Source organism: Streptomyces mirabilis, assembly GCF_039503195.1.
Lineage (GTDB): Bacteria > Actinomycetota > Actinomycetes > Streptomycetales > Streptomycetaceae > Streptomyces > Streptomyces mirabilis_D.
In genome coordinates, this window is the sequence record NZ_JBCJKP010000001.1 from 553530 (window position 1) to 576679 (window position 23150).

General features: G+C 68.0%; 29 protein-coding genes and 3 pseudogenes. 26 read left to right on the top strand and 6 right to left on the bottom strand.

The features are described from left to right. Nucleotides 1-42: 42 nt before the first annotated feature. The 5 genes from AAFF41_RS03030 to AAFF41_RS03050 all read left to right on the top strand — a co-directional run bounded on the left by AAFF41_RS03030 (nt 43) and on the right by AAFF41_RS03050 (nt 2377). Nucleotides 43-207: a hypothetical protein gene (locus AAFF41_RS03030; protein ID WP_319752963.1), complete on the top strand. Its 165-nt coding sequence runs from the start codon at nt 43-45 to the stop codon at nt 205-207. Nucleotides 208-320: 113 nt separating this feature from the next. Beyond that, complete coding sequence (locus AAFF41_RS03035) at nt 321-623, top strand: Asp23/Gls24 family envelope stress response protein (RefSeq protein ID WP_319752913.1); 303 nt, start codon at nt 321-323, stop codon at nt 621-623. 52 nt (nt 624-675) lie between these two features. Continuing rightward, nucleotides 676-1386, top strand: a complete 711-nt coding sequence (locus AAFF41_RS03040; protein WP_319752914.1) for a DUF6286 domain-containing protein — start codon at nt 676-678, stop codon at nt 1384-1386. A 28-nt stretch (nt 1387-1414) separates the two neighbouring features. Further along, entirely contained in the window at nt 1415-2032 is a 618-nt protein-coding gene (locus tag AAFF41_RS03045; RefSeq protein ID WP_319752915.1) for an alkaline shock response membrane anchor protein AmaP, read from the top strand. A 156-nt stretch (nt 2033-2188) separates the two neighbouring features. Next, the gene (locus tag AAFF41_RS03050; RefSeq protein WP_319752916.1) at nt 2189-2377 is read left to right on the top strand and encodes a CsbD family protein; all 189 of its coding nucleotides are present in this window, start codon (nt 2189-2191) and stop codon (nt 2375-2377) included. Nucleotides 2378-2631: 254 nt separating this feature from the next. Here AAFF41_RS03050 and AAFF41_RS03055 read toward each other — a convergent pair whose 3' ends face one another. Beyond that, nucleotides 2632-3618, bottom strand: a complete 987-nt coding sequence (locus AAFF41_RS03055) for an SRPBCC family protein (protein ID WP_343323406.1) — start codon at nt 3616-3618, stop codon at nt 2632-2634. A 3-nt stretch (nt 3619-3621) separates the two neighbouring features. Further along, nucleotides 3622-4614 (bottom strand): histone protein, encoded by a 993-nt coding sequence (locus AAFF41_RS03060; RefSeq protein ID WP_343323407.1) that lies wholly within the window; start codon nt 4612-4614, stop codon nt 3622-3624. 278 nt (nt 4615-4892) lie between these two features. Here AAFF41_RS03060 and AAFF41_RS03065 point away from each other — a divergent pair, with 278 nt between their 5' ends. The 12 genes and pseudogenes from AAFF41_RS03065 to AAFF41_RS03120 all read left to right on the top strand — a co-directional run bounded on the left by AAFF41_RS03065 (nt 4893) and on the right by AAFF41_RS03120 (nt 10711). After that, entirely contained in the window at nt 4893-5243 is a 351-nt protein-coding gene (locus AAFF41_RS03065) for a gas vesicle protein GvpO (RefSeq protein ID WP_343323408.1), read from the top strand. 28 nt (nt 5244-5271) lie between these two features. Then, on the top strand, nt 5272-5745 hold the full coding sequence (locus AAFF41_RS03070) for a gas vesicle structural protein GvpA (RefSeq protein ID WP_319752919.1): 474 nt from the start codon (nt 5272-5274) through the stop codon (nt 5743-5745). Between the two features lie 27 nt (nt 5746-5772). After that, nucleotides 5773-6486 (top strand): GvpL/GvpF family gas vesicle protein, encoded by a 714-nt coding sequence (locus AAFF41_RS03075; RefSeq protein ID WP_319752920.1) that lies wholly within the window; start codon nt 5773-5775, stop codon nt 6484-6486. 10 nt (nt 6487-6496) lie between these two features. Continuing rightward, nucleotides 6497-6739 carry a gas vesicle protein GvpG gene (locus AAFF41_RS03080; protein ID WP_054229542.1) on the top strand — a complete coding sequence of 81 codons (243 nt, stop codon included), beginning with the start codon at nt 6497-6499 and terminating at the stop codon, nt 6737-6739. Nucleotides 6740-6778: 39 nt separating this feature from the next. Then, nucleotides 6779-7186, top strand: a complete 408-nt coding sequence (locus AAFF41_RS03085; protein ID WP_343323409.1) for a gas vesicle protein — start codon at nt 6779-6781, stop codon at nt 7184-7186. Continuing rightward, a pseudogene (locus AAFF41_RS03090) lies at nt 7179-7541 on the top strand (GvpL/GvpF family gas vesicle protein); the annotation flags it as partial. The gene AAFF41_RS03085 and the pseudogene AAFF41_RS03090, both read left to right, overlap by 8 nt. A gap of 23 nt (nt 7542-7564) precedes the next feature. Beyond that, complete coding sequence (locus AAFF41_RS03095; RefSeq protein WP_343326240.1) at nt 7565-7999, top strand: GvpL/GvpF family gas vesicle protein; 435 nt, start codon at nt 7565-7567, stop codon at nt 7997-7999. After that, entirely contained in the window at nt 7999-8238 is a 240-nt protein-coding gene (locus tag AAFF41_RS03100; RefSeq protein WP_097288621.1) for a gas vesicle protein, read from the top strand. Before AAFF41_RS03095 ends, AAFF41_RS03100 begins: the two co-directional genes overlap by 1 nt. Further along, nucleotides 8228-8638, top strand: coding sequence for a gas vesicle protein K (locus AAFF41_RS03105; RefSeq protein WP_319752923.1), 411 nt, complete (start codon nt 8228-8230; stop codon nt 8636-8638). The genes AAFF41_RS03100 and AAFF41_RS03105 overlap by 11 nt, the downstream gene beginning before the upstream one ends. A gap of 137 nt (nt 8639-8775) precedes the next feature. Next, entirely contained in the window at nt 8776-9765 is a 990-nt protein-coding gene (locus AAFF41_RS03110) for an iron-containing redox enzyme family protein (protein ID WP_319752924.1), read from the top strand. A 60-nt stretch (nt 9766-9825) separates the two neighbouring features. Then, nucleotides 9826-10479 carry a HemK2/MTQ2 family protein methyltransferase gene (locus AAFF41_RS03115; RefSeq protein ID WP_319752925.1) on the top strand — a complete coding sequence of 218 codons (654 nt, stop codon included), beginning with the start codon at nt 9826-9828 and terminating at the stop codon, nt 10477-10479. Next, nucleotides 10460-10711, top strand: a complete 252-nt coding sequence (locus AAFF41_RS03120) for a CDGSH iron-sulfur domain-containing protein (RefSeq protein WP_319752926.1) — start codon at nt 10460-10462, stop codon at nt 10709-10711. The genes AAFF41_RS03115 and AAFF41_RS03120 overlap by 20 nt, the downstream gene beginning before the upstream one ends. Nucleotides 10712-10935: 224 nt before the next feature. On the opposite strand, the gene AAFF41_RS03125 is transcribed toward AAFF41_RS03120, so the two are convergent. Both AAFF41_RS03125 and AAFF41_RS03130 read right to left on the bottom strand, forming a co-directional pair. Beyond that, nucleotides 10936-11388, bottom strand: a complete 453-nt coding sequence (locus tag AAFF41_RS03125) for an SRPBCC family protein (RefSeq protein WP_319752927.1) — start codon at nt 11386-11388, stop codon at nt 10936-10938. Between the two features lie 108 nt (nt 11389-11496). Beyond that, nucleotides 11497-11970 carry a hemerythrin domain-containing protein gene (locus tag AAFF41_RS03130; RefSeq protein ID WP_060895560.1) on the bottom strand — a complete coding sequence of 158 codons (474 nt, stop codon included), beginning with the start codon at nt 11968-11970 and terminating at the stop codon, nt 11497-11499. A 503-nt stretch (nt 11971-12473) separates the two neighbouring features. Here AAFF41_RS03130 and AAFF41_RS03135 point away from each other — a divergent pair. The 5 genes from AAFF41_RS03135 (at nt 12474) to AAFF41_RS03155 (ending at nt 18541) form a co-directional block, all read left to right on the top strand. Beyond that, a complete protein-coding gene (locus AAFF41_RS03135; RefSeq protein WP_425526229.1) occupies nt 12474-14102 on the top strand; it encodes an FMN-binding glutamate synthase family protein in 1629 nt (542 codons plus the stop codon). A gap of 46 nt (nt 14103-14148) precedes the next feature. Next, nucleotides 14149-15876, top strand: a complete 1728-nt coding sequence (locus AAFF41_RS03140) for a thiamine pyrophosphate-dependent enzyme (RefSeq protein ID WP_319752929.1) — start codon at nt 14149-14151, stop codon at nt 15874-15876. A gap of 243 nt (nt 15877-16119) precedes the next feature. Next, nucleotides 16120-16929 carry an alpha/beta fold hydrolase gene (locus AAFF41_RS03145; RefSeq protein WP_343323411.1) on the top strand — a complete coding sequence of 270 codons (810 nt, stop codon included), beginning with the start codon at nt 16120-16122 and terminating at the stop codon, nt 16927-16929. Continuing rightward, nucleotides 16926-18179, top strand: a complete 1254-nt coding sequence (locus AAFF41_RS03150) for a SpoIIE family protein phosphatase (RefSeq protein WP_343323412.1) — start codon at nt 16926-16928, stop codon at nt 18177-18179. Before AAFF41_RS03145 ends, AAFF41_RS03150 begins: the two co-directional genes overlap by 4 nt. Beyond that, nucleotides 18176-18541: an STAS domain-containing protein gene (locus tag AAFF41_RS03155; RefSeq protein WP_319752932.1), complete on the top strand. Its 366-nt coding sequence runs from the start codon at nt 18176-18178 to the stop codon at nt 18539-18541. The genes AAFF41_RS03150 and AAFF41_RS03155 overlap by 4 nt, the downstream gene beginning before the upstream one ends. Here AAFF41_RS03155 and AAFF41_RS03160 read toward each other — a convergent pair. Further along, nucleotides 18435-19265, bottom strand: a complete 831-nt coding sequence (locus AAFF41_RS03160) for a helix-turn-helix domain-containing protein (RefSeq protein WP_343323413.1) — start codon at nt 19263-19265, stop codon at nt 18435-18437. The two genes, AAFF41_RS03155 and AAFF41_RS03160, sit on opposite strands and share 107 nt — an antisense overlap. Between AAFF41_RS03160 and AAFF41_RS03165 the strand changes: the two are divergent. From AAFF41_RS03165 to AAFF41_RS03175, 3 genes and pseudogenes are all read left to right on the top strand, one after another. After that, a pseudogene (locus AAFF41_RS03165) lies at nt 19264-19604 on the top strand (SAM-dependent methyltransferase); the annotation flags it as partial. The gene AAFF41_RS03160 and the pseudogene AAFF41_RS03165 sit on opposite strands and share 2 nt — an antisense overlap. A gap of 112 nt (nt 19605-19716) precedes the next feature. Continuing rightward, nucleotides 19717-19874, top strand: a pseudogene (locus tag AAFF41_RS03170) (IS5/IS1182 family transposase); the annotation flags it as partial. Nucleotides 19875-20178: 304 nt separating this feature from the next. Next, nucleotides 20179-21462, top strand: coding sequence for a phosphatase PAP2 family protein (locus AAFF41_RS03175; protein ID WP_343323414.1), 1284 nt, complete (start codon nt 20179-20181; stop codon nt 21460-21462). Here the strand turns inward: AAFF41_RS03175 and AAFF41_RS03180 are convergent. After that, the gene (locus AAFF41_RS03180) at nt 21370-22020 is read right to left on the bottom strand and encodes a zinc ribbon domain-containing protein (protein ID WP_425526230.1); all 651 of its coding nucleotides are present in this window, start codon (nt 22018-22020) and stop codon (nt 21370-21372) included. The two genes, AAFF41_RS03175 and AAFF41_RS03180, sit on opposite strands and share 93 nt — an antisense overlap. Nucleotides 22021-22267: 247 nt before the next feature. On the opposite strand from AAFF41_RS03180, the gene AAFF41_RS03185 reads away from it, so the two are divergent. Next, on the top strand, nt 22268-23110 hold the full coding sequence (locus AAFF41_RS03185; RefSeq protein WP_319752936.1) for a DUF6461 domain-containing protein: 843 nt from the start codon (nt 22268-22270) through the stop codon (nt 23108-23110). Nucleotides 23111-23150 lie beyond the last annotated feature (40 nt).

Here is a 23150-nt window from a genome sequence, read left to right on the forward strand (position 1 = left end):
GGTGCTCACACGGACGGTCTCGTTCGCGAGACGGGTGAGTGGATGATGAACGCAGCGACGACGGGCCTCGCGGCCGGCATGGCCCTGGGCTTCGCCGGATACTTCGGAGGCTTCTGGGCATTCCTGCTCGTCCTGGTTCTGGGTGCGGCGGGGCTGATCATCGGCCTCGTCGTGCAGGGCGACCTCGACCTCCATAGGCGGAGGTAGCGGTGAGTACCCGGCCCGGTTCCCAACCCTCTGGCGAAGGGCCCGGCCCACCCGGGCGATCCGCCGACCTGCCACCTCCGGCCGAACGGGGGGCCACCGTCATCCCGGACAGGGTGGTCGCCCGTATCGCCGCCAGGGCCGCACGCGCAGCCCAGTCCCGACGCGCCGCCGTACCGCCCGACCGGGGTGGGGCGGCGGCACCCGGCGCCTCCGCAGCCGTCCGTACCGGATCGGTGCGCCTGCACCTGGCCATGGACCTGCCCTACCCCACCGACATCCCCCACGTCTGCGAGCGGATCCAGCACGACGTCGCCGAACGGGTGACGCAGCTGACCGGCTTGGCGGTGGGAGAGGTCACCCTCACCGTCCGGCGGTTGGTGACTGCCGCCGACGCGAGCCGGGGACGGGTCCGATGAGGCGCCACGCCGCCCGGGCCGCCGGGCACGCCGCGCAGAAAGGAGGACCGGAATGACACCCGACCCGGACCCTCCCGCACGCGGCTCCACGCCGTCCGCGCGCCGTGCCACCGTGCCGATGACGAAGGAGCTCGAGGAGCCGAGAGAGCCGACAGAGCCCGGTCCACCCGAACACGACGCGCCCCTTCCGCCGGAGTTGGCGGCGGGCGAGCACGACAGACGCCATCGGACCCACCGCCCGTGGTCCGCGCGCCGCATTCCGGCCGCGCTGGTCGCCTCGGTGATTCTCGTGGCGGCGGTCGCGGCGCTGTTCGACGTCGTCGCCGTACGGGCGGGACGCCCTGCGGCAGCCTGGCGACGGCACCTGGCCGACGAATTGGCCACCCGCCCCTTGGACGATGTGTGGGTGCTCACGGGGGCCGCCGTGGCCGCCGCGCTCGGCATCTGGTTGATCGTCCTGGCCCTCACCCCCGGGCTACGCCACTGGCTGCCCCTGCGCTCCCCCGCGCCCGGGCTGCGGGCTTCCCTGGACCGCGACGGCGCCGCCGACCTGCTGCGCGACGCCGCCATGCGGGTCCCGGGAGTCAGCAGGGCTCGCGTCCGGGTGCGCCGCCACCGCATCAAGGCCCGCGCGGACGTCCGCTTCCGCGACCCCCAGCAGGTGAAGGACGACCTCACCGCCGTCCTCGGCGAGGAGCGCGATCAGCTCGTCCTCGCCCGCCCTCCTCGCATCGTCGTACGCGTGCGGCAACGCACCGGCTGAGCGAACCCCCAACACCGGAGCCCACACCATGACGCCGCGAACCGTACTCAACCGCAGTCTGCTGGCCCTCGCCGGACTGGTACTGCTCGGCGGCGGTCTGCTGATTCTCTTCGCCGGGCTCGACGTCTACCGGCGACACGATCTGATTCCGCCCGTCGGCTGGCCCCTCACCACCCCGCACGACGTCCTGCTCGGGTCCGCCGACCGGGCCCGCTGGAGCGGTCAGGGCTGGTGGTGGTGGCCCGCCGTCATCGCCGCCCTCACGCTCGTCGCCCTGCTCGCCCTGTGGTGGCTGCTCGCCCAACTGCACCGACGCCACCCCGGAGCGCTGCCCGTCGGCGGCACGCCCCCGCAGGAAGGCGTCGAACTGCGCGACCACGCGCTCAGCGACGCGATCGCCGCCGAAGCCGGTGCCCAGCCGGGCGTTGAGCATGCAACCGTGCACATCACGGGCCGACCTGCCCACCCCCGCACCCACATCACACTCGCTCTCACCCCCCAGGGTGCGCCCGGCGCCGCCCTCGACGCCGTGTACGAAGGCCCGATCCGTACCGCTCGTCGGTCCACCGGCTCCCCCGACACCCGCCACATGCACACCGACGTCCGCCTCCAGGTCGCCCACCACAAACCGCACCGCGCACAGTAAGGCAGGACACCGACGGCCTGCCTCAGCAGCGGATCCCGCTTGCAAGCACGAGGTGCTCCCAGTTGCCGAGCCCCGCGGGCAGGCGCACGGTGAACAAAGATGTGTCGGTCCTGGACGGGCCGCGTTTCCAGCGTCTTCGAGAGGACGGCGATTCCGATGGCCAAGGCCAAGGGCAAGGGCAATGCGAAGGTGCATCAGATCACGGGCAAGATGAAGGAGACTCTCGGCAAGGCCCTGGGGGACTCATCAATGCAGCAGGCAGGGCGTGGGGAACAGTTGCGCGCCAAGGCACACGAGATGACGGAAAAGGCGACAGGCCACCTCCGTAAGCGGAGCGGGCACTGATCGAGGGCGTACGGCTGGTCCGCGTCTTCGGGGGCTCGTGTCGTCAACGTCGATATCCCGCCGGACGCGGGTGAGCGCGCAGTGGTTCAAGCGCCGCACCCGCGTCCGTCCGACGGCTTCTCCAACTGGTGGCTCACTCCGGCCAGAAGACGAGGCCCGAGAGTCCGGGAACACCAGCCGACCAACTCTCGGGGCAGGTCACGCCGTCTCTCGGGGCAGGTCACGCCGAGGGGAACCGCACGGCTCGAGCCGCGTCAGCCCTCGTCCTCGTCGTCCTCCCCTTCCTCCTCGGCGTACTCGTCCTCTGGCTCTTCTTCGTCGTACTCCTCTTCTTCCTCTTCTTCCTCGGGCGCCTCTTCCTCGGGCGCCTCTTCGTCGTACTCCTCCTGCTCCTCGCCCTCCCCTGCCGCTTCCTCCTCTTCCAGTGCTTCCTCGTGGCTGCGAACTACCTCGCCGTCGCGGATCTCTCCGCGCCAGCCCTCGACGTCCTCGTCGGCGAACGTGACGTAGCGCTGGAAGTTCTTGAAGTCCAGCCGCAAACGGCGTCCTTGGGCACGCCACAGGTTGCCCGTCTTCTCGAAGAAACCCGAGGGGTAGTACTCGACGACAAGCACGATCCGCGTCAGGTCGGGCGTGAGTTCGTGGAAACTGACACAGCCGTGAGTAGTGCCCTTCGCACCCTCGGAACTCCACACGATCCGCTCGTCCGGCACTTGTTCCTGAACCGTCGCCTTCCAACCGCGAGTCGAGGGGCCGACCTTCACCTTCCAGTCACTGGTGGTCTCGTCGTTCCGGGACACACTCCGTACGCCTTTGGTGAAGTCGCTGAACTCCTCGTACTGGGTCCAGTAGTTGTATGCCACGCGGATCGGCACACCGACGTCCAGCACTTCAATGATGTTCATCACCTTGGTGCTGCCGGACTTGCCTCCGCGTCCCCCGCCGAAAACGCTCTTGACCTTGTCCATCACATTGTCTTTGAGGCCCTTGGCCTTCTCGCCGACGAACGCCTTCAAGGGGGAATCACCTTTGAGGATGCGTCCGCCGATACCGAGAAGAGATCCACCCGATCCACCATTCTCGGCCGTGTCAAGGAGTTGGTCGGTGACATCCCCCAACTTTTCCCCGGCCTTGTCGACGAGATGTTCGACCTGAGCACCGAGGAAGTCGGTCAGTTCGTCGCGCAACATGTCGAGGCCGGATCCCTCTCCCCGGCCGGAGTCTCGCTCTTTGTCGGCCATGACCTACCTCCGCCGCGCGGGAGTCTTCTTGGCAGTCGCCTTCTTCGCGGAGGCCGCCTTCTTGGACGGGGCCTTCTTCGCGGACGCGCTCTTCGTCGGTGCCCTCTTCGCCGCCGCCTTCTTGGCAGGGGGCGGAGACTTCTTCGCGGTCTTCTTCGCCGGCGGCGACTTCTTGGCGGCAGTCTTCTTGGCTGCCGGCCTCGGCGCCGACGACTTCTTGGCCGGGGGCCTCTGCGCCGCGGTCTTCTTCGCGGGGGCCTTCTTCTCGGGCGTCCTCCTCGCAGGAGTCCTCTTCCTCTCGGGGGCGGCTTTCTTGGCGCCCGCCCTACGGGGAGAGGGTTTGGCCGCCTGCTTCTTTCCCGCTACCGGGCGGCGACGACGCCGTGGCGGCTCTTCCTCGGCTTCTTCCTCTGGCTCTTCCTCCTCCTCCGGTTCTTCTTCCTCTTCTTCCTCCTCCTCCGCTTCTGCCTCCGGTTCTTCTGCCTCCGGTTCTTCTTCCTCCGGTTCCTCCTCCTCTTCTTCTTCGAATTCCCCCTCAGGTTCTTCCTCGCCCTCTTCCTCCTCCGGTTCCTCCTCTCCCTCTTCCTCCTCCGGTTCCTCCTCGCCCTCCGTCTCCTCCTCGTCTTCGTAGCGCTCCTCGCCCTCCTCCGGTTCCTCCTCGCCCTCTTCCTCCTCGCCCTTCTCCTCACCGATGCGCAGCGTGCGCTCATGGAGAGAATCGGCGAGGCCGGCGAGGCGCCGGTCGGCGGTGGCGGCCAGGGCTTTGCGTCCGGCGTCCAGCAGCTCGCCGCGCACCTGCTCGTTCAGCTCGGCGACTCCAGGAACGTCACCGAGTTTCTTCAGGCCGGTCGTCAACAGCTGCTGCGGATCGAGCCCAAATCGGCGACCTGCGATATAGGTTGCCAGCCCGAAGGCGAAACGGGCTTTCTTCGTACGTCCGAGCACATAGCCGGCTGCGACCGCGGCGGCGAGGCCGATCTTGGTCGTGTCGTTCATGAGGCGGTTCCCTTCGGAAAGGGGAGGTGAACACACTCGAATTCGGGCCAACATCCCCTGCCCAACCAGTGGTTGAGACAGAAGCAGATCGCACGCGACGCGCCTTTCGGCTGCTGGGAGCACCCGAGACACGTCATGCGGCCCCACGGGGGCGGGTCCTTGCCCCACCGGGCAGGTTCGCTCAGAGCCATCCGTGCCCGACGATATGTACCCCTATATGATGGAATTATAGTGTTCGTGCGTGGAGTATGGCGCGCGCTCCGACCACCGGAGAGACCATGGCCGCAGCAGAACCCCGGCGGCGATCCAGCAGCAGTAGCCGCGGCACGGACCGGGGGACCACAGATGGCCCCCGGCGACGCTCCGGCAGGGGCAACGCAGCCTGGGCCATTCGTTCCGCAGTCGAACAACTGCAGGAGTTGCTCGGGCGGGCCCCCGAGTCCGTCTCGGCACTGAAATCCACCGAAGCCGGTTGGGAGGCCGACGTGGAGGTACTCGAACTGGAACGCGTCCCCGAAACCACGAGCGTGATGGCTACCTACCGAGTGACGCTGGACGAGGAAGGCGACCTGGTGGAGTACCGAAGGACGCGTCGCTACAGCCGCGGCCAGATCGACCGACTGGGCTGAGGCCGCAACAGCCATGAAGGGAGGCACCATGACGGTGGTGCCGCAGAGTGGAGGCGCTGTCGCGCGCGGTGGTGGTGGCACCAGCCTCTACGACGTCTTGGAACTCATTCTGGATCGCGGGCTTGTCATCGACGTCTTCGTCCGCGTGTCACTGGTGGGGATCGAAATCCTCAAGATCGACGCTCGTATTGTCGTGGCCAGTGTCGACACCTATCTGCGTTTCGCCGAGGCATGCAACCGTCTCGACCTCGAGACCGGGAGGAAGGCACCCGCCCAGTTGACCGACATCGTCGGAGACACGGTGGAGAGCGGGGCCAAGGGCAAATCCAAGGGGGCCCTCTCCGGCGCGGCGGAAGCGGTCACCGATTCCCTCAAGGGAATCACCGGCCGTGACGGCGGCGAAGAGGAGGAGGCCGAGGAAGAAGACGAGGCCAAGGAAAAGGAACCCGTGGAGAGGCGACGGCGGCCGGCTCGACGCACCTCCCGACGTGAGCGCGAGTAGGGCTCGCCCGGCGAGAAGGAATGAGCCATGGCCGTATACATCTACTCCATCACCGGCAAACAGCACCCGCTCCGCCTCGACGGTCTCAGCGGAGTCGGTGAGTCACCGGCGGACCTGCGGGCAGTGACGGCGGGGCCGCTGTGCGCTGTGGTCAGCGACGCGCCCGAGGATCTACGCCCCAAGCGTCGCGACATCATCGCCCACCAGGAAGTGCAGAAGCGCCTCATGGCTGACGGCACTGTGCTCCCCATGCGGTTCGGCCTCCTCGCCGAGGACGACGAGGCCGTCCGGCTGGCTCTGGAGCAGAACGCCGCAGACTATACGGACAGGCTTCAAGTACTGGACGGGTGCACCGAGTACCACCTCAAGGCGTCGCAGGACGAAGACGCGCTCCTGCGGCAGATCCTGCGGGAGTCGGACGCGGCGCGAGAGCTCAATGACGAGATCCGCGGCGGCACCGCCGACCCCGACGCATCGCTGCGACTCGGTGAGCTGGTCGCCCAGGAGGTGCAGGCACGGCAGGAGGCGCTGGCGGCGGGTGTGGTCGAAGCACTGCGGCCCTTCGCCCGGACGCTTGACACATCCCAGCCGACGGGGTCGGACTTCCTCAACGTGTCGTTCCTGGTGACCGAGGACCAGGAAGAGACGTTCCTCGCCTCGGAGTTGAGCGTCGCCCACCAGATGGGTGACGACTTCGACTTCCGGCTCAACGGCCCCCTGCCCCCCTACAGCTTCGTCTGAAGGAGTTCTCATGGGCCTGTTCACACAGCTCGTCACCCTTCCCCTGGCGCCGGTGCGCGGCGTCGTATGGGTCGTCGAGCGCGTCCGGGAGGAAGCCGAGAGCCAGTACTACGACCCCGCTCCGGTGCACCGCGAACTCGCCGAGCTCGAACGTCTCCTCGTCGCAGGCGACATCGACGAGGAGACGTTCGACCAGCGCGAGGACGAACTGCTCGACCGGCTGGAGGAGATCCGTGCCTACCGGCAGGGCTGACACTCCTGATCCGGCACGAGGGAATACGAGGCCGCAACCGTGACTGAACCCCTGGCCAACAGGCTTGGTTCCTATCCGTCCCGATCAGCGCCCCCCTACGCGCAGGGATCCTCCGCGAATCTCGCCGACATCCTTGAACGGGTACTCGACAAGGGCATCGTCATCGCGGGCGACATACAGATCAACCTTCTCGACATCGAGCTGTTGACCATCAAGCTGCGTCTCCTGGTCGCCTCCGTCGACAAGGCGAAGGAAATGGGCATCGACTGGTGGGAGCACGACCCCTCGCTGTCCTCGCGGAGCAGAGGTGAACAGTCACTGGCCGAGGAGAACCGCCGGCTGCGGGCCGAGATCGATGCCATCCGCCAGGGCAAGGCCCTCACCGCAAAGGAGGAGGCGCCGCGGGACAGGGGCAGCCGTCGCCGGGGAAGTGCTCGCGATGAGTGACCTGCTGACCTACGCGTATGCGGTGGTACGCAGCGCCGAGGGACTGCGGGAGGCAACCGTGCCGCTCCGAGGCGTCGCCGACTCTCCGGTCAGCCTCGTCACCGACACCGGCGACGATCAGCTGGGGCTCGTGGTGAGCCACGTGCCCGGACAGGACTTCCAGGAGGACACTCTCAAGCAGCATCTCGAGGACCTGGAGTGGCTGGAGGCGGTGGCCCGCGCTCACCACGGCGTCATCGAGGCCTTGGGCGAGCACACCACCGTCCTTCCGCTGCGCCTGGCAACCGTCTATCTCGACGACGACCGGGCGCGGGAGGTACTGGAAGCCGGGCGGACCATGTTCGCGGAGCGCCTGGCCCGACTCTCCGAGCATGTCGAATGGGGGGTCAAAATCTATGTCGAGCCGTCCGCGGCGCCCGCGGCCCCAGCTGTTCCCACAGCAGACCTGCCCCCGGACGCGCCTACCTGCGCAACCGCCGGCAACAGCAAAGTCTTCGCGACACCGTGTACCAAGCGGCACAACAGGCCGCCGAGCGGGTGGAGACCGCGGGCCGCAAGCACGCCTCCGACCGTGTCCGGCATCGCGTACAGCAGGGTCTTCTCGCCGACGCGGGCGGCGCCGTCGGCGAGAACGTCGTGAATGACGCCTACCTTGTGCCCCTGAAGCGTTGCGACGACTTCCTGGCCGACGTGACGCATGCCGCTGACGGGCTGGACGGGGTGCGGGTCGAGGCCACCGGCCCCTGGGCTCCGTACTCCTTCGCCATGCCATTCGATGAATCCGGCGGTGCTGCAGAGGGAGCACCCCCGTGATCACGCCTGGCCGTGCGCCCGAGGCGGAGCGTCTGCCTCAGCGGCAGGTCGCTCTCATCGATCTGTTGGACCGACTTCTGAGCGGAGGGGTCGTCCTCACCGGTGACGTGGTGCTGTCCATCGCGGACATCGATCTGGTACGCGTCTCCCTGCGTGCCCTGATCGTTTCCATCAGTGAGCAGAACCCCTCGCCATGGACGAGGACGAATCCGCCGCGAGGCGGCGACCATGACAGCTGAGGGAGACAGACGGCCGCCGAGCCGCGCCGACGAGGTCGCGGACGCCGCCGCACGCGCCTTCCGGCTGCTGCCCGCCGCCCCACGCGACCTGGACCCGCCGGCCGGCAAGGGCTCACGTTCCCCCGCTCGGCGGATCAGCTCCGACCGCGACACCGTCGAACGGGACCTCATGAAGCTCGTCCTCACTCTCGTGGAACTGCTGCGCCAGCTCATGGAACGACAGGCCCTGCACCGCGTCGACCAAGGAGACCTCACCGACGAACAGGAAGAACGCCTGGGAGCGACCCTCATGCTCCTCCACGACCGCATGAGCGACCTGTGCACCCAGTACGGACTGACCATGGAGGACCTCAACCTCGACCTCGGGCCGCTGGGCACACTGCTGCCGCCCCCCGACTGAACCCCCGCAACGCGGACCGCCTGCGCCGGCGCCCACGGGCACCTGCTCCACTTCCAGCAGGAGAGCGAGTGCCCTCGGCCCAGCGGCGAAGAAGACCGGCCATGTGAGACGTTCTCGATCACGGGTACTCCGTACACATGAATTTCTGGTCGAAGGAACCGCCACTGCCGCCGAGCCGCGGCAGAATTTCGACGGCGATCGCCGAGTACTTGAGAAGTACAGGGCCACCTCCCGACGACGGGACGATCGCAGACGCATCCCCCTTCAGCGAGGACTGGCAGCTCGGCCTGTATCTCTGTTACGAGCTGCACTACCGGGGTTTCGCCGGCGTGGACGCCGCCCGTGAATGGGACCCCGACCTCCTCAAGGCCCGAGCAGCCCTGGAGCGCCCCTTCCTCAAGGCCTTGCGCCACCAGGCGACACGGCATGAACGCGCCGCCGAGGCGCTGGACGACCTGCTCGTCGAGCCCGTGGACGGCATCGGCGTCACCCACTACCTCCAGGACGACGGCGAACTGTGGCAGCTACGCGAATACGCCGCACAGCGGTCGCTGTACCACCTCAAGGAGGCCGACCCGCACGCCTGGGTGCTGCCTCGCCTGTGGGGCCGGGCGAAGGCCGGAATGGCAGCCGTGGAGTTCGACGAGTTCGGCGGCGGCCGGGCGGATCGGGTGCACGCGCGGCTGTTCGCCGACCTCATGGCCGACCTCGGCCTGGACACCGCCTACGGGCGCTATCTCGACTCTGCCGGCGCCGAGGCACTCACCGTCGTGAACCTGATGTCCCTCTTCGGACTGCACCGCGCCCTCAGAGGCGCACTGGTAGGTCACTTCGCCACCGTCGAGATCACCTCGTCGCCCGGTTCACGGCGGCTCGCCCAGGCCATGCGGCGCACCGGCGCGGGACCGGCCGCCGAGCACTTCTACGACGAGCACGTCGAGGCCGACGCCGTACATGAGCAGGTCGTACGCCGGGAAGTCGTCGCGGGCCTCCTCGAGGAAGAACCCCACCTGGACGGCGACGTCGCGTTCGGCGTGGACGCCACCAACTACGTCGAGGACCGCCTTGCCGAACGACTCCTCGGCGCGTGGCGGGCAGGCGAGTCATCGCTGCGTACGCCCGTCTGACCAGCGAGCCCGGCCCGAACAGGTTCTCCTCACCCCCCGAGAACCGGAGATGAAACCCCCATGACTCCCCTTGCTCTTCCTGGCGTCTACGCCCCACAACACGACACCGATCTGCTCGTGCAATCCCTGCGTCAGGAACCCCTCCCCCCGCACGCTCATGTCCTCGACATCGGCACAGGTACAGGAGCTGTCGCTTTGGCCGCCGCACGGCTGGGCGCGAAGGTCACAGCCGTCGACATCTCCTGGCGGGCGGTTCTCAACGCCAAGGTCAACGCGGCGTTGGCGCGACTTCCGCTGCGTGTGATGCGCGGCAACCTGCTGGCTCCGGTGTCAGGCCGATCTTTCGATCTCGTCCTGTCCAACCCGCCGTACGTACCCTCACCGGACGCCGACTGCCCGCGTCGCGGCGCGGCCCGGTCCTGGGACGCGGGCTATGACGGCCGTCTTCTGCTGGACCGCATATGCCGGGACGCACCCGCGTTCCTGCGGCCCGGCGGAGTTCTGCTTCTCGTCCAGTCCGCCCTGAGCGGCGCGGAAGAGACGCTGAGACTGTTGCGGGCGGCCGGCCTGAACGCGGACGTCGTGGAACACCGCTACATCGCGGTCGGGCCCGTTCTTCGCTCCCGAAGCAGCTGGCTGCGCAGCCGTGGCCTGCTGGAAGACAATGACGGCAAGGAAGAGCTGGTGATCATCCGTGCCGAACGACTCCTCTGAACGACGCCGACGCATCACCGCTCAGCGGACAGGACCTCTGCTCATGGAAGGCCCGGTCGAAGTCACCCTGGACGACGGCACCGTCGTGTCGTCCGACCGATTCTGCGTAGCCCTGTGCACCTGCCGCCGCAGCCGGACCTACCCGTGGTGCGACACCAGCCATCGAAAGCCCGCCAGACCTAGCCAAACGGACACTCCAGGACCCGAGGCGACATCCGAACCCAATCCCTGATCCGGGCCGACACTCCCCTGGGGCTCAGCCCTGCGTGAGAGCCGACTCGCAGCGTCGGGCACACGCGGACAACACCCGGCGGCCGTGCTCAGCAAGAAACGAACGCCGAAGCGAGCGGCGAGGACCGGAGCCTCGCCGTGCGGCGGGGCACCGAGGGCGCGGCCGCCCGGTCCGAGCCGCTACGCTCCCGTTCGCAGCCGACAGCACCTTGAGGCGGCGACGCGTCAGGTAGGGCGGGTCTCCTCGTGCTGCTGTTCGACGACCCTGGCCAGGCGGGCGAGCATGCCCCGGTGCCGCAGTTGCAGCAGCGCTTCGGTCGCGGCGTTGTGGAGAGCGCCGCCCGGACCTCGCAACGGGTGCTCGTCGCAGACGACGAGGGTCTCCTCGCCCCACGGCCGGAGCTGGAGGAAGATCCGCGCAGTGCCCAGCGCCTTGAATGAAGCCTCCAGTTCCAGCTCCCTGCCCGTTTCGCCGTGGCGGACGGTCGTGACCCCGTCCGCCGACCAGGGACCCAGCCGCACCGTGTAGCGGATCCGGGAACCCACTTCGGGCCAGGCCTGGTCGAGGGGCGTGGACTCGGAGGGTCCCACCACCCACTCCCCGTACCGGGCCGGGTCGGCAAGTACTGCCCACACCGCATGCGGGGGACGACGTATCAGATGATGACGAACAGCCATACGACAAAACCTCCTGCCGTATCGGAACGTGTGGAGCGCCCAGTGACGGGGCGGAGGCAGGTCGGCGAGGGGTTCCGTCGGGTGGCAGGCGCACCCGCCCTGGGCGGTCTACTGGTCGGCGCTGGGAACGGCGAGGGGTTCACCGGGGGCCGTCTTCTTGGCCGCTTCCATCTGTTCGCCGAGTTCGGTGAGTCGGTTGCGGCCCATGGCCTTGCGGACATCGGGGAACCATTCCTTCTCCTCTTCCTCGACGTGGTGGCGGACGTTCTCCATGAGGACGGTCATCTTGGCGTCGAACCGCTCGTCGGCCGGGTCGAGGTCCTTGAGCTCGGAGAGCATCCACAGCACGACGTGGTGTTCCTCGACGCTTTCCAGGACGTCGTCCTTGGTGTCGGGGTCCGCCTCGCGGGCGGCCGGGTAGAAGATCTTCTCCTCGATCCAGGTATGGGTGGTGAGTTCTTCGATCACCTGGTCGGCGATCTTCCGCTTCTCGGCATGAGCGCCGTCGCCGGCCTTCTCGAACTGTTTGAACAGCTTCTCCACCGTCTTGTGGTCTTCCTTGAGCAGCACAATCCCGTCCACAGGTATCCCTCCGCATCGGCTTTCCCGGACGGCCCGTGCCGCCCAGGGGAACCGAGTACCCACTGCGGCCACGAACCTGCACAAACGGAAGCCACCGCTTGTTCCATCCCGACCAGCACACTCCCGACAAGGGCCCCGGGCGCCAGGTCTCCAAAGAAGAGGCCGGGGACCCGCACGGTAGGCCCGTGAAGAGCACGAGCGATCGCGGAGAGGAACGGAGCGAAGCCGGCAGTGACGAGAAGGGCATGCACGACACCGACCCCAAGGGCCGCTCCCGGCACCCCAGCGGAACCAGAGACGCATCCGCCCCCACCGGCGTCGACCCTCAGGACCCTTCCGGCAACCGCCGGGCCGCCGACCTTCGCGCCCAGTCTGTCGTCGAGGGGGTGACGTCACCGCCAACAGGAGCGGTGACCGCCGTCCCGACGGCGCGGGGCGACCTTCCGGACTCCTCGGGCTTCAGCGCCCTCTCTACCTGCTGGGACACCGGTAGCGCCGGAGGGATGCGCACGAGGATTGACCGCCGGACTTCGGGACACACGCACGATGTGCTGAAGATACTTCTGGTCGTCCTGCTCGGCTCGCTGGCGGTGGCAGGCTCGGTCACCGCCGTCCTGGTGTCACCCTGGTGGTGGGCCGCGGCCTCCCCTTTGCTCGTGCTCGCGCTCGTGGCCGTCCACGATCTCGTGCAGCGTCGGCATTCCGTCCTGCGGAACTACCCGCTGCTCGGGCATCTCCGATTCGCGCTGGAGGCGCTGCGGCCGGAGCTCCAGCAGTACTTCATCGAGCGCAACTTCGACGGCCGCCCCTTCGACCGTGACACCCGCAGCATCGTCTACGAGCGTGCCAAGGGCACCGACGCCGAGGAACCGTTCGGCACCGAACTCGACCTGTACCGGACGGGCAGCGAGTTCCTCACCCCGTCCATGGCCCCCCGATCGGTGCGCGCCGAGGCGCCGCGTGTCCGAATCGGCGGGCCCGAGTGCACCCGGCCGTACGACATGGCCCTGCTCAACGTCTCGGCGATGAGCTTCGGCTCGCTGTCGGCCAATGCCGTACTGGCCCTCAACACCGGTGCGCAGCTGGGCAGTTTCGCCCACGACACAGGTGAGGGCGGTCTGTCGGAGTACCACCTGCGCCCCGGCGGGGATCTCGTCTGGGAGATCGGCACCGGATACTTCGGCTGCCGGACCGACGACGGGGACTTCGACGAGCGGCAGTTCGCCGAGAAGGCGGCGCACCAGCAGGTCAAGTGCGTGTCGTTGAAGATCAGCCAGGGCGCCAAACCCGGCATCGGAGGAGTCCTGCCGGGTGCCAAGGTGAACGCGGAGATCGCCGCGGTGCGTGGGGTTCCACAAGGGGAGACCGTCATCTCGCCGCCCTTCCACCGCGTCTACTCCACACCGCGCGAGCTGGTGCGCTTCCTGGCCCGGATGCGCGAACTGGCCGACGGCAAGCCCGTCGGGTTCAAGCTCTGCGTCGGCTCGCGCCGTGAGTTCCTCGCCGTGTGCAAGGCGATGCTGGAGGAGGGCAGCACACCGGACTTCATCATCGTCGACGGCGCGGAGGGCGGCACGGGCGCGGCGCCGCTCGAGTTCGCGGACAATGTCGGCCTGCCGCTGGGTGAGGGACTGATGACCGTACACAACGCCCTCGTGGGCGTCGGATTGCGCGACCGGATCCGGATCGGTGCAAGCGGCAAGGTCGCCACCGGCGGCGACCTGGTCAAGCGCCTGCTCCAGGGAGCCGACTACACCAACTCCGCCCGCGCCATGATGTTCGCGATCGGATGCATCCAGGCCCAGCGCTGCCACACCAACGCCTGCCCCGTAGGGGTCGCCACCCAGGACGAACGACGCGCCCGCGCCGTTGATGTTCCCGACAAGTCCCAGCGCGTACGGCGCTATCAGCAGGCAACGGTCAAGAGCGCTCTCCAGATCATGGCCTCGATGGGCGTCGACGACCCGCGCGGGCTGCGCCCCCACATGCTGCTCCAGCGGGTGAACCCGCACACCGTCCGCTCCTACGCGGAACTCCACGACTGGCTCACCCTCGGACAACTGCTCGCATCGGCGCCCTCCAGCTGGGCAGCCGACTGGAAGGCAGCAGACCCGGACCGCTTCACCCACTGAACCCGGCCCTCATTCCGAGGGCCGCACCGGACCGAAGGGCACTCCCGTGGCACGAACCGTCGCCAGCGTGATCGTCGACGCACTCAAGGACCTGGGCGTCCAGCATGTCTTCGGAGTGGTCGGAGACGCCTTGAATCCACTGACCGACGCGATCCGCACCACTGACGACCTGAACTGGGTCGGCTGCCGGCACGAAGAAGCCGCGGCCTTCGCCGCCGGAGCGCAGTCCCAGCTCTCGGGAACTCTCGGAGTGTGCATGGGAACGGTGGGACCCGGCTCCGTACACCTTCTCAACGGGCTCTACGACGCGGCCAAGAGCCGTACCCCCGTTCTCGCGATCTGCGGTCAGGTTCCCCTCGCCGAGGTGGGAAGCGACTACTTCCAGGAAGTCGACAACGACCTGCTCTTCCGTGACGTGGCCGTCTACCGTGCCACGGTCTCCTCCCCCGACCAGATGCCGCGGATGCTGGAGTCGGCCGTACGTACGGCTGTCAGCCAAGGCGGAGTGGCGGTGCTCACCGTGCCCGGGGACCTGGGCGACCAGGAGCTGAGCGACGACCGGCCCGCCCGCTTCGCCCTCACCCGCCCCGTCACCCGCCCGGACGACCCGGCGCTCGCGGAGGCCGCCGAACTCCTGAACGGCGCCGACCGCGTCACGCTGCTCGTCGGCCGCGGAGCGCGCGCCGCCCGCGCCGAGGTCCTGCGGACCGCCGAAGTGCTCGCCGCGCCGATGGTGCTCACGCTCAAGGCGAAGGAGGGGTTCGAGGGGGAGAACGACTTCCAGGTGGGGCAGACCGGTCTGATAGGCAACCCCGCCGCTTCCCACGCGCTCGACAGCGGCGACGTGCTCCTGATGCTGGGTACCGACTTCCCGTACCGGGACTGGTACCCGAAGGGGTGCAAGGTCGTCCAGATCGACACCCGTGAGGAACACTTGGGCCGCCGGGTTCCCGTGGACGTGGGTCTGACGGGCGATGTGGGCGCGACACTACGAGCCTTGCTCCCGCTGCTGAAGGCGGTCCCCGACCACGGCCACCTGGACGACGCGCGGGAACGGTTCGCCCACTGGCAGGAAGGACAGCGGCGCCTGGCCGACCCGCGTCACGAGCGCCGCTGGACCGGGAAGCTGAGGGCCGCTCTGGACAACCGTGACCATGAGATCCGCCCCGAGGCACTGGCCGCCGCGGTGGACGCCTACGCCGCCGAGGACGCCGTCTTCACGTCCGACACCGGAATGGCCACCGTCTGGCTGTCGCGCTTCGTGACCATGCGCGGCAGCCGGCGCCTGATCGGCTCGTACAACCTCGGCTCGATGGCCAATGCCATGCCCCAGGCCCTCGGGGCCCAGCTCTGGGCGCCCGATCGCCAGACCGTCGCCTTCTGCGGCGACGGCGGGCTGAGCATGCTGCTCGGCGACCTCATGACGGTCAAGACGTACCAACTGCCGGTGAAGCTCGTGGTCTTCGACAACCGCCGGCTGGGGATGGTCAAACTCGAACAGGAGCAGGCCGGCCTGCCTGAATTCGGCACGGAACTCGACAACCCCGACTTCGCCGCGGTCGCGGCCGCGCTCGGCCTCACCGGCATCCGCGTCACCGACCCGGCCGACCTCCACGACAGCGTGCGCCGGGCCCTCGACACCCCTGGACCGGTCCTGCTGGATGTGCTGACCAACCCCGAGGAGGTGGCCGTGCCGGGCAAGCCGACGGTGGCACAGGGGTGGGGCTTCGCGATCGCCAAGGTCAAGGAGATTCTTCCGAGCCGCGAAGGCTGACCGGGAGCACGGTCCCCTGCCCGCTCCGGGTCAAAGGTGACGGTGCGACTCACCGCCCGTACGGATGGGTTGGCGGCCGAGCACCCCCGAGCCACACCGTGACGCGCTGGCCGAAATCGGCATCGAATCGGGCAACTGGCGCCACGGCGTGCGCGCCATCGGCGCCCCGACCGGGCGCCCGGTCACCACTGAAGCCACTCGGTCCCGGGAGGGGGCCGTAGAACCGTCTGCGAGGATGGGCGTATGACTGTGCGGAGCAGGAATCATGTGACGGTGACCGGCCAGTCCGGTCGCCCCGTACTGATGCTGGCGCACGGGTTCGGGTGCGACCAGAACATGTGGCGCCTGGTGGTACCGCTTCTGGAGCGCGACTTCACCGTAGTGCTCTTCGACCACGTGGGAGCGGGGCGTTCCGATCTTTCGGCGTGGAACATGGAGCGTTATTCGTCGATGGAGGGATACGCCGATGACGTGCTGGAGATCTGCCATGAGCTGTCGCTCGGGCCGGTGATCTTTGTGGGGCACTCGGTGAGCGCGATGATGGGCGTTCTGGCTGCGGCGCGGGAGCCGGAGGCCTTCGCCGGTCTGATCCTGCTCGCCCCGTCGCCGTGTTTCATCGACGATCCGGCCGCCGGCTACCGGGGTGGGTTCAGTGCCGAGGACATCGATGAGCTTCTGGAATCGCTGGATGCGAACTATCTGGGCTGGTCAGGCGCCATGGCTCCGGTGATCATGGGTAATCCCGAGCGTCCGGAACTGAGTGAGGAGCTCACCAACAGCTTCTGCCGAACCGATCCGGACATCGCCCGGACGTTTGCCCGGGTGACCTTCCTGTCCGACAACCGCGACGACCTCGCCAAGGTCACCGTGCCCACCTTGGTCGCGCAGTGCTCCAGCGACGCGATCGCGCCCCCGGAGGTCGGAACCTTCGTGCAGTCACGGATCCCCGGCAGCCGCCTGGTCACGTTGAACGCGACCGGGCACTGCCCCCAGCTCGCCGCCCCGGAGGAGACGGCTGCCGCGATCATCGCCTTCGCGGGTGCGGGCCGATGATGCGCAAGGCCAGTGAGGGCGGGGGCAGCGAGAGCCGCGACGACCACGCGGCGTTCTCCGCGCTGCTGGAAGACAGCGCGGAGGACCTGTACGAGCGTGCGCCGTGCGGCTACCTCTCCACCCTGCTGGACGGCACGATCGCGAAGATCAACACGACGCTGCTCGACTGGCTGGGCTACCAACGTGGCGACCTGGTGGGCCGCAAGACCTTCTCCGACCTGCTCACCGTGGGAGGCCGGCTCTACCACGAGACGCACTTCGCTCCGCTGCTGCGCATGCAGGGGGAGGTCAGCGGAATCGCTCTGGAACTCAAGACGGCCGACGGCGGCCGTCTGCCGGTACTGGTGACCTCCACGGTCAAGACCGGCAGCGACGGGCAGCCACTGCTGATCCGTACCACCGTCTTCGACGCCCGCGACCGCCGCGCCTACGAGACCGAGCTGCTGCGCGCGCGGCAGGAAGCAGAACGCGAACGCGAGGAACTCAAGCGCCTCAACGCCACCCTGCAGCGGACCCTCCTGCCTCCGACCCTGGTGAATGTGCCCGGCTTGGATGTGGCCGCGCACTACCACATCGCCTCGACCGACAAGGTCGGCGGCGATTTCTACGACCTGTTCCCTCTCGCCTCGGGAACCTGGGGACTGTTCCTGGGCGACGTGTGCGGCAAGGGCGCGGCCGCAGCGGCCGTCACCTCCCTGGCCCGCTACACCCTGCGTGCCGCCGCCGTCTACGACCCCGATCCGGTCGCCGTCCTGAGCAACCTCAACACGGTTCTCAACCACGAATACAACGGCCAGGACCCGCGGTTCTGCACGGTCGTCTTCGGACTGCTCGTCCCCGACGCAGACCGAGGCGGCTTCCGTGTCACCCTGGCCAGCGGCGGCCACCCCCCTGCCCTGCTCATGCGGGCCGACGGCAGTGCCGACTACCTCCCCACCCCCGGCGGGCAGCTCATCGGCGCCCTGCCCGACGCCCACATCGCCACCACCACCGTCCGCCTTGACCTCGGCGACACCCTGCTGCTCCACACGGACGGCCTCACCGAAGCACACACCGCCCAGATCACGGACGGCGACCGCTACGGTGACGACGCTCTCCTCGACTTCGCCCAAGTCCTGGCACCGACGACCGCCTCCGACGCCGTGGCCGCGGTCCGTGACCTGCTCGACACACTCGGCACCGGAGTGGACGACGACACCGCCGTGCTCGCCATCAGCGTGCCCCGGCCCACCAGTGAAGAGCAGCCGTGACCCAGCTGACCGTCCGCACGCGCGCCACCCCCGCCGGACCCGTCGTCGAACTGTCCGGAGCACTCGACAACGACAGCGCCCCCGACGTACGTACGCTCCTGCCCCGCCTGAAACTCCAGGCAGGCCAGCAGCTCGTCATCGACCTGACCGGCATCACCTTCTGCGACTCCAGCGGCATCACCGTCCTGATCGCCGCCCGCAATCACGCCCTCGCCGCCCGGGCGGACATCGCCCTGGCGGCGGTCCCCGACCGCGTCAACCGAATGCTCCACATCGTCGGGCTGGACCAGGTCTTCCCCACCCACCCCACCGCACGAGCAGCCGCAGAAGCCTGGACACCACCCGGCCCCACCCCTGAATGAGCGCATGCCGCGGGTTCATACGTCGCGGCGCCGGAACAGCGGGCACCGCGAGCACGACCGCTACGAGCGTCCAACCGCCTACATCAGCCAGGAGTCCGCGTCTGCGACGGTGCAGCCGAGGGATCCCTGATCCGGCGACCGGTTGTGGACCAGACGCTTCCAGGCGGTGACGACCATCGCGGGGTTGTTCGTCGGCGGACCAACGCTTGCTCTGCGAGAAGATCGTGGGCAGCATCAGCGGCTGCGGGGCCGTCAGACAGCTGTCCGCCGTGCGCGCCTCCTTCCACTCGAGTCCCAGGCGATACGTACGACAGATATCCGAGTCACCCGTCGGCGGGGAGAGACCCGCGGTCATCCTCCTGCACGGCGACATCGGGGTCTCCTCGGGATCCGCCGGCCGGCGCTGGATGACGCCCTTCCTCGGAGCCAACGGATTCCGCGTGTACTGCCCGGACTGCCCCGGCCTGGTCGACACCATCAGGCCGGAACACCTGGACGCGACGACATCGTCCACAAGCCGGAAGCCGTATGGCCCGAAGTGGTGGAGATGGGCGTCCGAGCGGCGCTCGCACAGCGCGAGGCCCGGGAGAAGGCCGGCCTGCCGACACTCCAGGAAGCGCCCGCGCCAGACACGAACGGTGTCCGCGGTGATGCCCAGCCGGCGTGCGACCTCCGCAATCGCCTGCCCGTCCGCACTCTCCAGGACGATCCGCGACCTCAGCATGCTCAGGCCCGGCGGCCGGCTGATCGCGTCGGTGGACCACCCTTTCGTGGCCTACACGATCCACGATCCTCGGCCCGACTACTTTGCGACCACCGGCTATACCTTCGATTGGACGTTCAACGGGCAGTCCGTCCCGATGAGGTTCTGGCGCAAGCCGCTGCACGCGATGACCGATGCCTCACCACCGCTGGTTTCCGCCTCTCCGTCATCAGCGAGCCGCAGCCCGACCCGGCCGCCCGTGAACTGTTCCCCGACGACTTCGATGACCTTTCGACCAAGACCTGCTTCCTGTTCTTCGTCGTCGAGGTACCGCCATCGGCTGCCGGCTCGGACGACTAGGTTCTGCACACCGGATCATTTGCCGGAGCCAACATCCGGACGATGTCGGGGCGCAGGACGGGATCGCGGAAAACACTGCGCCGGCATCCCGAAGGTCATTGCCTGGAAGTAAGAGCACAACCGCTCGCACATACAGGTCCGCGCTCGCGTTGAGCGAATCTCGCCTGCACGAGGACCTGGAAGATTCTCCGCAACTGCCGCCGCAGGGGCGACGACGTCCACCACGCCCTGCTCGACAGCGCCCGCCTGCACAACCCCATCGTCGCGGGACAAGTGAACGGGTCTCACGGCGGCGAGGCCCCTGGGCAACCCGCAACCCATGACGCCATCGATGTCCGCCGAGCGTCGAGAGTTTCATGGTCATCCCGAGACGCTGGATCGTCGAGCGCGGTTCAACTGACCTTCGCGTCATCCGTTAACCAGCGGAACCCACCCGCATCTCTCCGATATCATGATCGATCTACTTAGCCAACATCTAACAAATCGGCCAAAACAGTTGATATCGAGATCATCGCGGGTGTTTTCGCGAATAAACTGCAGAATTGCGTTCGCTGCGTGGCGCCAACCGCGGGCGATGCTGTGGGGCATGGCAGGCGTGACGGGCCTCGGGTTCCTCATCGCGCTGGAGATCGCCGCGCGTCGTTACGGCCTGCCGGGGCCGATCACCAATCAGGCGCGAGAGGTGATATTCGCTCCCAAGTCGGGTTTCCTGTTGTACGCCGGTATGGCGTTGATGATGGTCGTGCTCACCCGGCGGCAACGGTTCATCGCGGCCGGCGCCGCGATCGCTATCGACGTCGCCTTCTTCCTGGTGCGGTGGGCGGTCGACGCCAAGGTGACCGAGGGCCACCCCTTCGGCAACGGCGCGTTGTGGGTGATTTTGGGCCATGCGGTGATCGCCATCACGCGCCGCACCGGCCGGGAACGTGTCCTGCTGCTGAAGGGCGTCGGCCTTGGCCTGCTGCTGGTGACCGGCCGCAAGACTGGCGATACCTGGCTCCTCATCACGTCGAAAATCCGCCCGACAACGCTCGACCAGTACGTGGCAACCGCCGATCACGCACTGGCCAACCCGTCGTGGGTGGTAGGCCGGATCGTCACAGCCACCGGCCCGATCGGTGCCCATGTTCTCGGAACCGTCTACGTTCAGCTTGCGGTGGCCGCGGTCATCGTGGCGCTGTACCAGCTGCGTAACGTGGCGGTCGAGCGCCGCTTCCCGCGCCATCATCTGGTGCGCACCTTTCTGGTCATCGGCCTCCTCGGGCCGGCCATCTACATGATCTTCCCGGTGGTCGGACCGGTCTTCGCCTACGGCGCGGAAGGCGGGCACTGGGCGGTGGCCAACGTGTGGCCGAACACACCGCCGCCGATCAATGCCCCGCACCAGCTGCCATTCGACGAGATCACCCCACGCAACTGCATGCCCAGCCTGCACACAGCGTGGGCTACCGCGATTTTCATTCATTCCCGTAAGGGCCCACGGATTCTGCGATTCGCAGGCATGTTCTGGCTGATTGCCACACTCGGCGCCACGCTGGGATTCGGCTACCACTACGGCGTGGATCTCGTTGCCGGCGTGGTGTTCGCACTCACGATCGAGGCAGCGTTGCGCTCGCTCGACCATGGCTGGGACCGGTCAGGAATCCAGCTGGTCATCTACAGTGCCACGGTCTTCGCCGCGCTCTTGGTGTCATATCGCTATCTGCCGGTGCAGATGGCCGAACATCCTTCGGTGTTCGGGCCACTTCTCATTCTGGCGATGGCCTCAGTGGTCCACGGCTACGTACAGACCGCCAAACTGTGGGACCCGAAGGCCGCACCAGCGCAGCATCCGGAACCGCAACCCGAACTGGCTTGATTTACAGGCCATTTCATTTGAGGAGTCTGCGGTAGCAGACGAGTGGGGCCGCGACAGTTCGTTCCGTGCACAGCCGGCCTTGTCCACGATCGCAAGCGCGGCCAAGGCCTCCCACCGTGAGACCGACGACGGCCTCCGTCCGCCCTGCGGGCGGGCCGGCACCGGAGGCACCACCCGGGGAGAGTTCCCACAGGCCTTGACGTGCTCCCTGGCCTGAAGTCCAGGGATTCCGGCCTGGGTCGTCTGCCCCTTCCGGGGGCTTCCTGCTTCAACGCGCTCTGCCGGGACTTTCGTCCCGGTCCTACCGGCGCTCTGTGAGGCGGTTGGCGTCTCCGCCCGTCCGGCGGCGACGATACGGCGTCCTTCGAAGAGCACGTTGCAGGCTGCGTCGTGGTCGCGGTCGTGCACGGTGCCGCACGCGCCGCACGTCCACTCCCGGACGTGCAGGGGCTTGGGGCCGTCCCGGAATCCGCAGGCCGAGCAGACCTGAGACGACGGGAAAGCGCGGTCCACCCTGGCGAACGTGCGGCCGTGCCTGACCGCCTTGCACTCCAGCATGCCGACGAACGCGGACCATCCCGCGTCCTGCACGGGCTTGGCTAGCCTGGTGCGGCCGAGACCGGACACCGCGAGGTCTTCCACACACACCGCTTGGCTGTCGCGGATGATCTGTGCGGAAGCCTTGGAGCTCGTAACACGATCATGTTGCTGACACGGACTTGGCGGCGCGACCCGAGGACCAGCTCCAGCTGTAAGAACCAGCTTGCACCGGGCGTTGTCAGAGGCATCAGGCACACTGCGCCGTATGAACTTGGTGACCGCGCACGACTACGCCTGGATCCGCACCTCGCCGCTCTTCCGCCACATGCTGGAGAGCGGATACACCCTGACACTGATACGGGGGCGGACCCCGCGCGAGGTGCTGCGCGCGATGGAGGCGGAGCCGCGCGGCACCGGGGAGGGAACGGCCGGGCTGATCGAGGCGGACGACGCTCACCGCGCCGAGGTGGATTACGACTACTGGGACGAGTCTTACGTCGCGGGCGCCTTCAGCGCTCCGGGCGAGAACGGCGACTGGACACTCGTCCTCGGCTTCGACGGTGGCCTGGGGATCGCGGCGCCGTGCGTGGAGACGCTGTCGAAGGGCGGCCGGGTCGTGGCGCACTCGACCAACGGCGGCAAGCCCATCCACCTTTTCCATTGGTTCGAGGACGGTGAGCTCCGTACGACGTTCGAGGGCCCCTCGTCGCGCGACGGCAACACCCCCGATGAACTGGTTCCCCTGCTGCGGGAAGTCGGCTTCCCTCTGACCTCCGAGGGAGAGCACGACGAGAGCGCCCCGGACGTCGACCGGAAGGCGGCGGTCCTCGCTCTGGCCGAGAGACTCACCGGCATACGCGTCACCGAATCCCTCCTCCAGGACGCTACGTACGAGCTGGGGCTCGTCCCCGAACAGCCCGCCGAGAAGTGGACCCGCGTGGTCATCGACATCACCGATGCCCACGGGGAGCGCCTGCACAGGGAATGGACCTACGAGGAGATCGCGACGGCGTCGGACCGCGTACGGGCGGAGGCAAACGCGCCGGTCGTGATCACCTACAACGAGCCTCCGGCCAGGGATCGTTCGGAGCACGAGACAGGTGAGTAGCGAGCGAGCGCGTGGAGGGTGCCCCGGCGTACTCGCCGCC

Excerpts from the sequence above, each read along its gene's own strand:
- AAFF41_RS03030 (WP_319752963.1), top strand. The coding sequence starts at position 43 with ATGATGAACGCAGCGACGACGGGCCTCGCGGCCGGCATGGCCCTGGGC.
- AAFF41_RS03040 (WP_319752914.1), top strand. The coding sequence starts at position 676 with ATGACACCCGACCCGGACCCTCCCGCACGCGGCTCCACGCCGTCCGCG.
- AAFF41_RS03045 (WP_319752915.1), top strand. The coding sequence starts at position 1,415 with ATGACGCCGCGAACCGTACTCAACCGCAGTCTGCTGGCCCTCGCCGGA.
- AAFF41_RS03050 (WP_319752916.1), top strand. The coding sequence starts at position 2,189 with ATGGCCAAGGCCAAGGGCAAGGGCAATGCGAAGGTGCATCAGATCACG.
- AAFF41_RS03055 (WP_343323406.1), bottom strand. The coding sequence starts at position 3,618 with ATGGCCGACAAAGAGCGAGACTCCGGCCGGGGAGAGGGATCCGGCCTC.
- AAFF41_RS03060 (WP_343323407.1), bottom strand. The coding sequence starts at position 4,614 with ATGAACGACACGACCAAGATCGGCCTCGCCGCCGCGGTCGCAGCCGGC.
- AAFF41_RS03065 (WP_343323408.1), top strand. The coding sequence starts at position 4,893 with ATGGCCGCAGCAGAACCCCGGCGGCGATCCAGCAGCAGTAGCCGCGGC.
- AAFF41_RS03070 (WP_319752919.1), top strand. The coding sequence starts at position 5,272 with ATGACGGTGGTGCCGCAGAGTGGAGGCGCTGTCGCGCGCGGTGGTGGT.
- AAFF41_RS03075 (WP_319752920.1), top strand. The coding sequence starts at position 5,773 with ATGGCCGTATACATCTACTCCATCACCGGCAAACAGCACCCGCTCCGC.
- AAFF41_RS03080 (WP_054229542.1), top strand. The coding sequence starts at position 6,497 with ATGGGCCTGTTCACACAGCTCGTCACCCTTCCCCTGGCGCCGGTGCGC.
- AAFF41_RS03095 (WP_343326240.1), top strand. The coding sequence starts at position 7,565 with ATGGGGGGTCAAAATCTATGTCGAGCCGTCCGCGGCGCCCGCGGCCCC.
- AAFF41_RS03105 (WP_319752923.1), top strand. The coding sequence starts at position 8,228 with ATGACAGCTGAGGGAGACAGACGGCCGCCGAGCCGCGCCGACGAGGTC.
- AAFF41_RS03110 (WP_319752924.1), top strand. The coding sequence starts at position 8,776 with ATGAATTTCTGGTCGAAGGAACCGCCACTGCCGCCGAGCCGCGGCAGA.
- AAFF41_RS03115 (WP_319752925.1), top strand. The coding sequence starts at position 9,826 with ATGACTCCCCTTGCTCTTCCTGGCGTCTACGCCCCACAACACGACACC.
- AAFF41_RS03125 (WP_319752927.1), bottom strand. The coding sequence starts at position 11,388 with ATGGCTGTTCGTCATCATCTGATACGTCGTCCCCCGCATGCGGTGTGG.
- AAFF41_RS03135 (WP_425526229.1), top strand. The coding sequence starts at position 12,474 with ATGCGCACGAGGATTGACCGCCGGACTTCGGGACACACGCACGATGTG.
- AAFF41_RS03145 (WP_343323411.1), top strand. The coding sequence starts at position 16,120 with ATGACTGTGCGGAGCAGGAATCATGTGACGGTGACCGGCCAGTCCGGT.
- AAFF41_RS03150 (WP_343323412.1), top strand. The coding sequence starts at position 16,926 with ATGATGCGCAAGGCCAGTGAGGGCGGGGGCAGCGAGAGCCGCGACGAC.
- AAFF41_RS03160 (WP_343323413.1), bottom strand. The coding sequence starts at position 19,265 with ATGCTGAGGTCGCGGATCGTCCTGGAGAGTGCGGACGGGCAGGCGATT.
- AAFF41_RS03175 (WP_343323414.1), top strand. The coding sequence starts at position 20,179 with ATGCTGTGGGGCATGGCAGGCGTGACGGGCCTCGGGTTCCTCATCGCG.
- AAFF41_RS03180 (WP_425526230.1), bottom strand. The coding sequence starts at position 22,020 with ATGCTGGAGTGCAAGGCGGTCAGGCACGGCCGCACGTTCGCCAGGGTG.
- AAFF41_RS03185 (WP_319752936.1), top strand. The coding sequence starts at position 22,268 with ATGAACTTGGTGACCGCGCACGACTACGCCTGGATCCGCACCTCGCCG.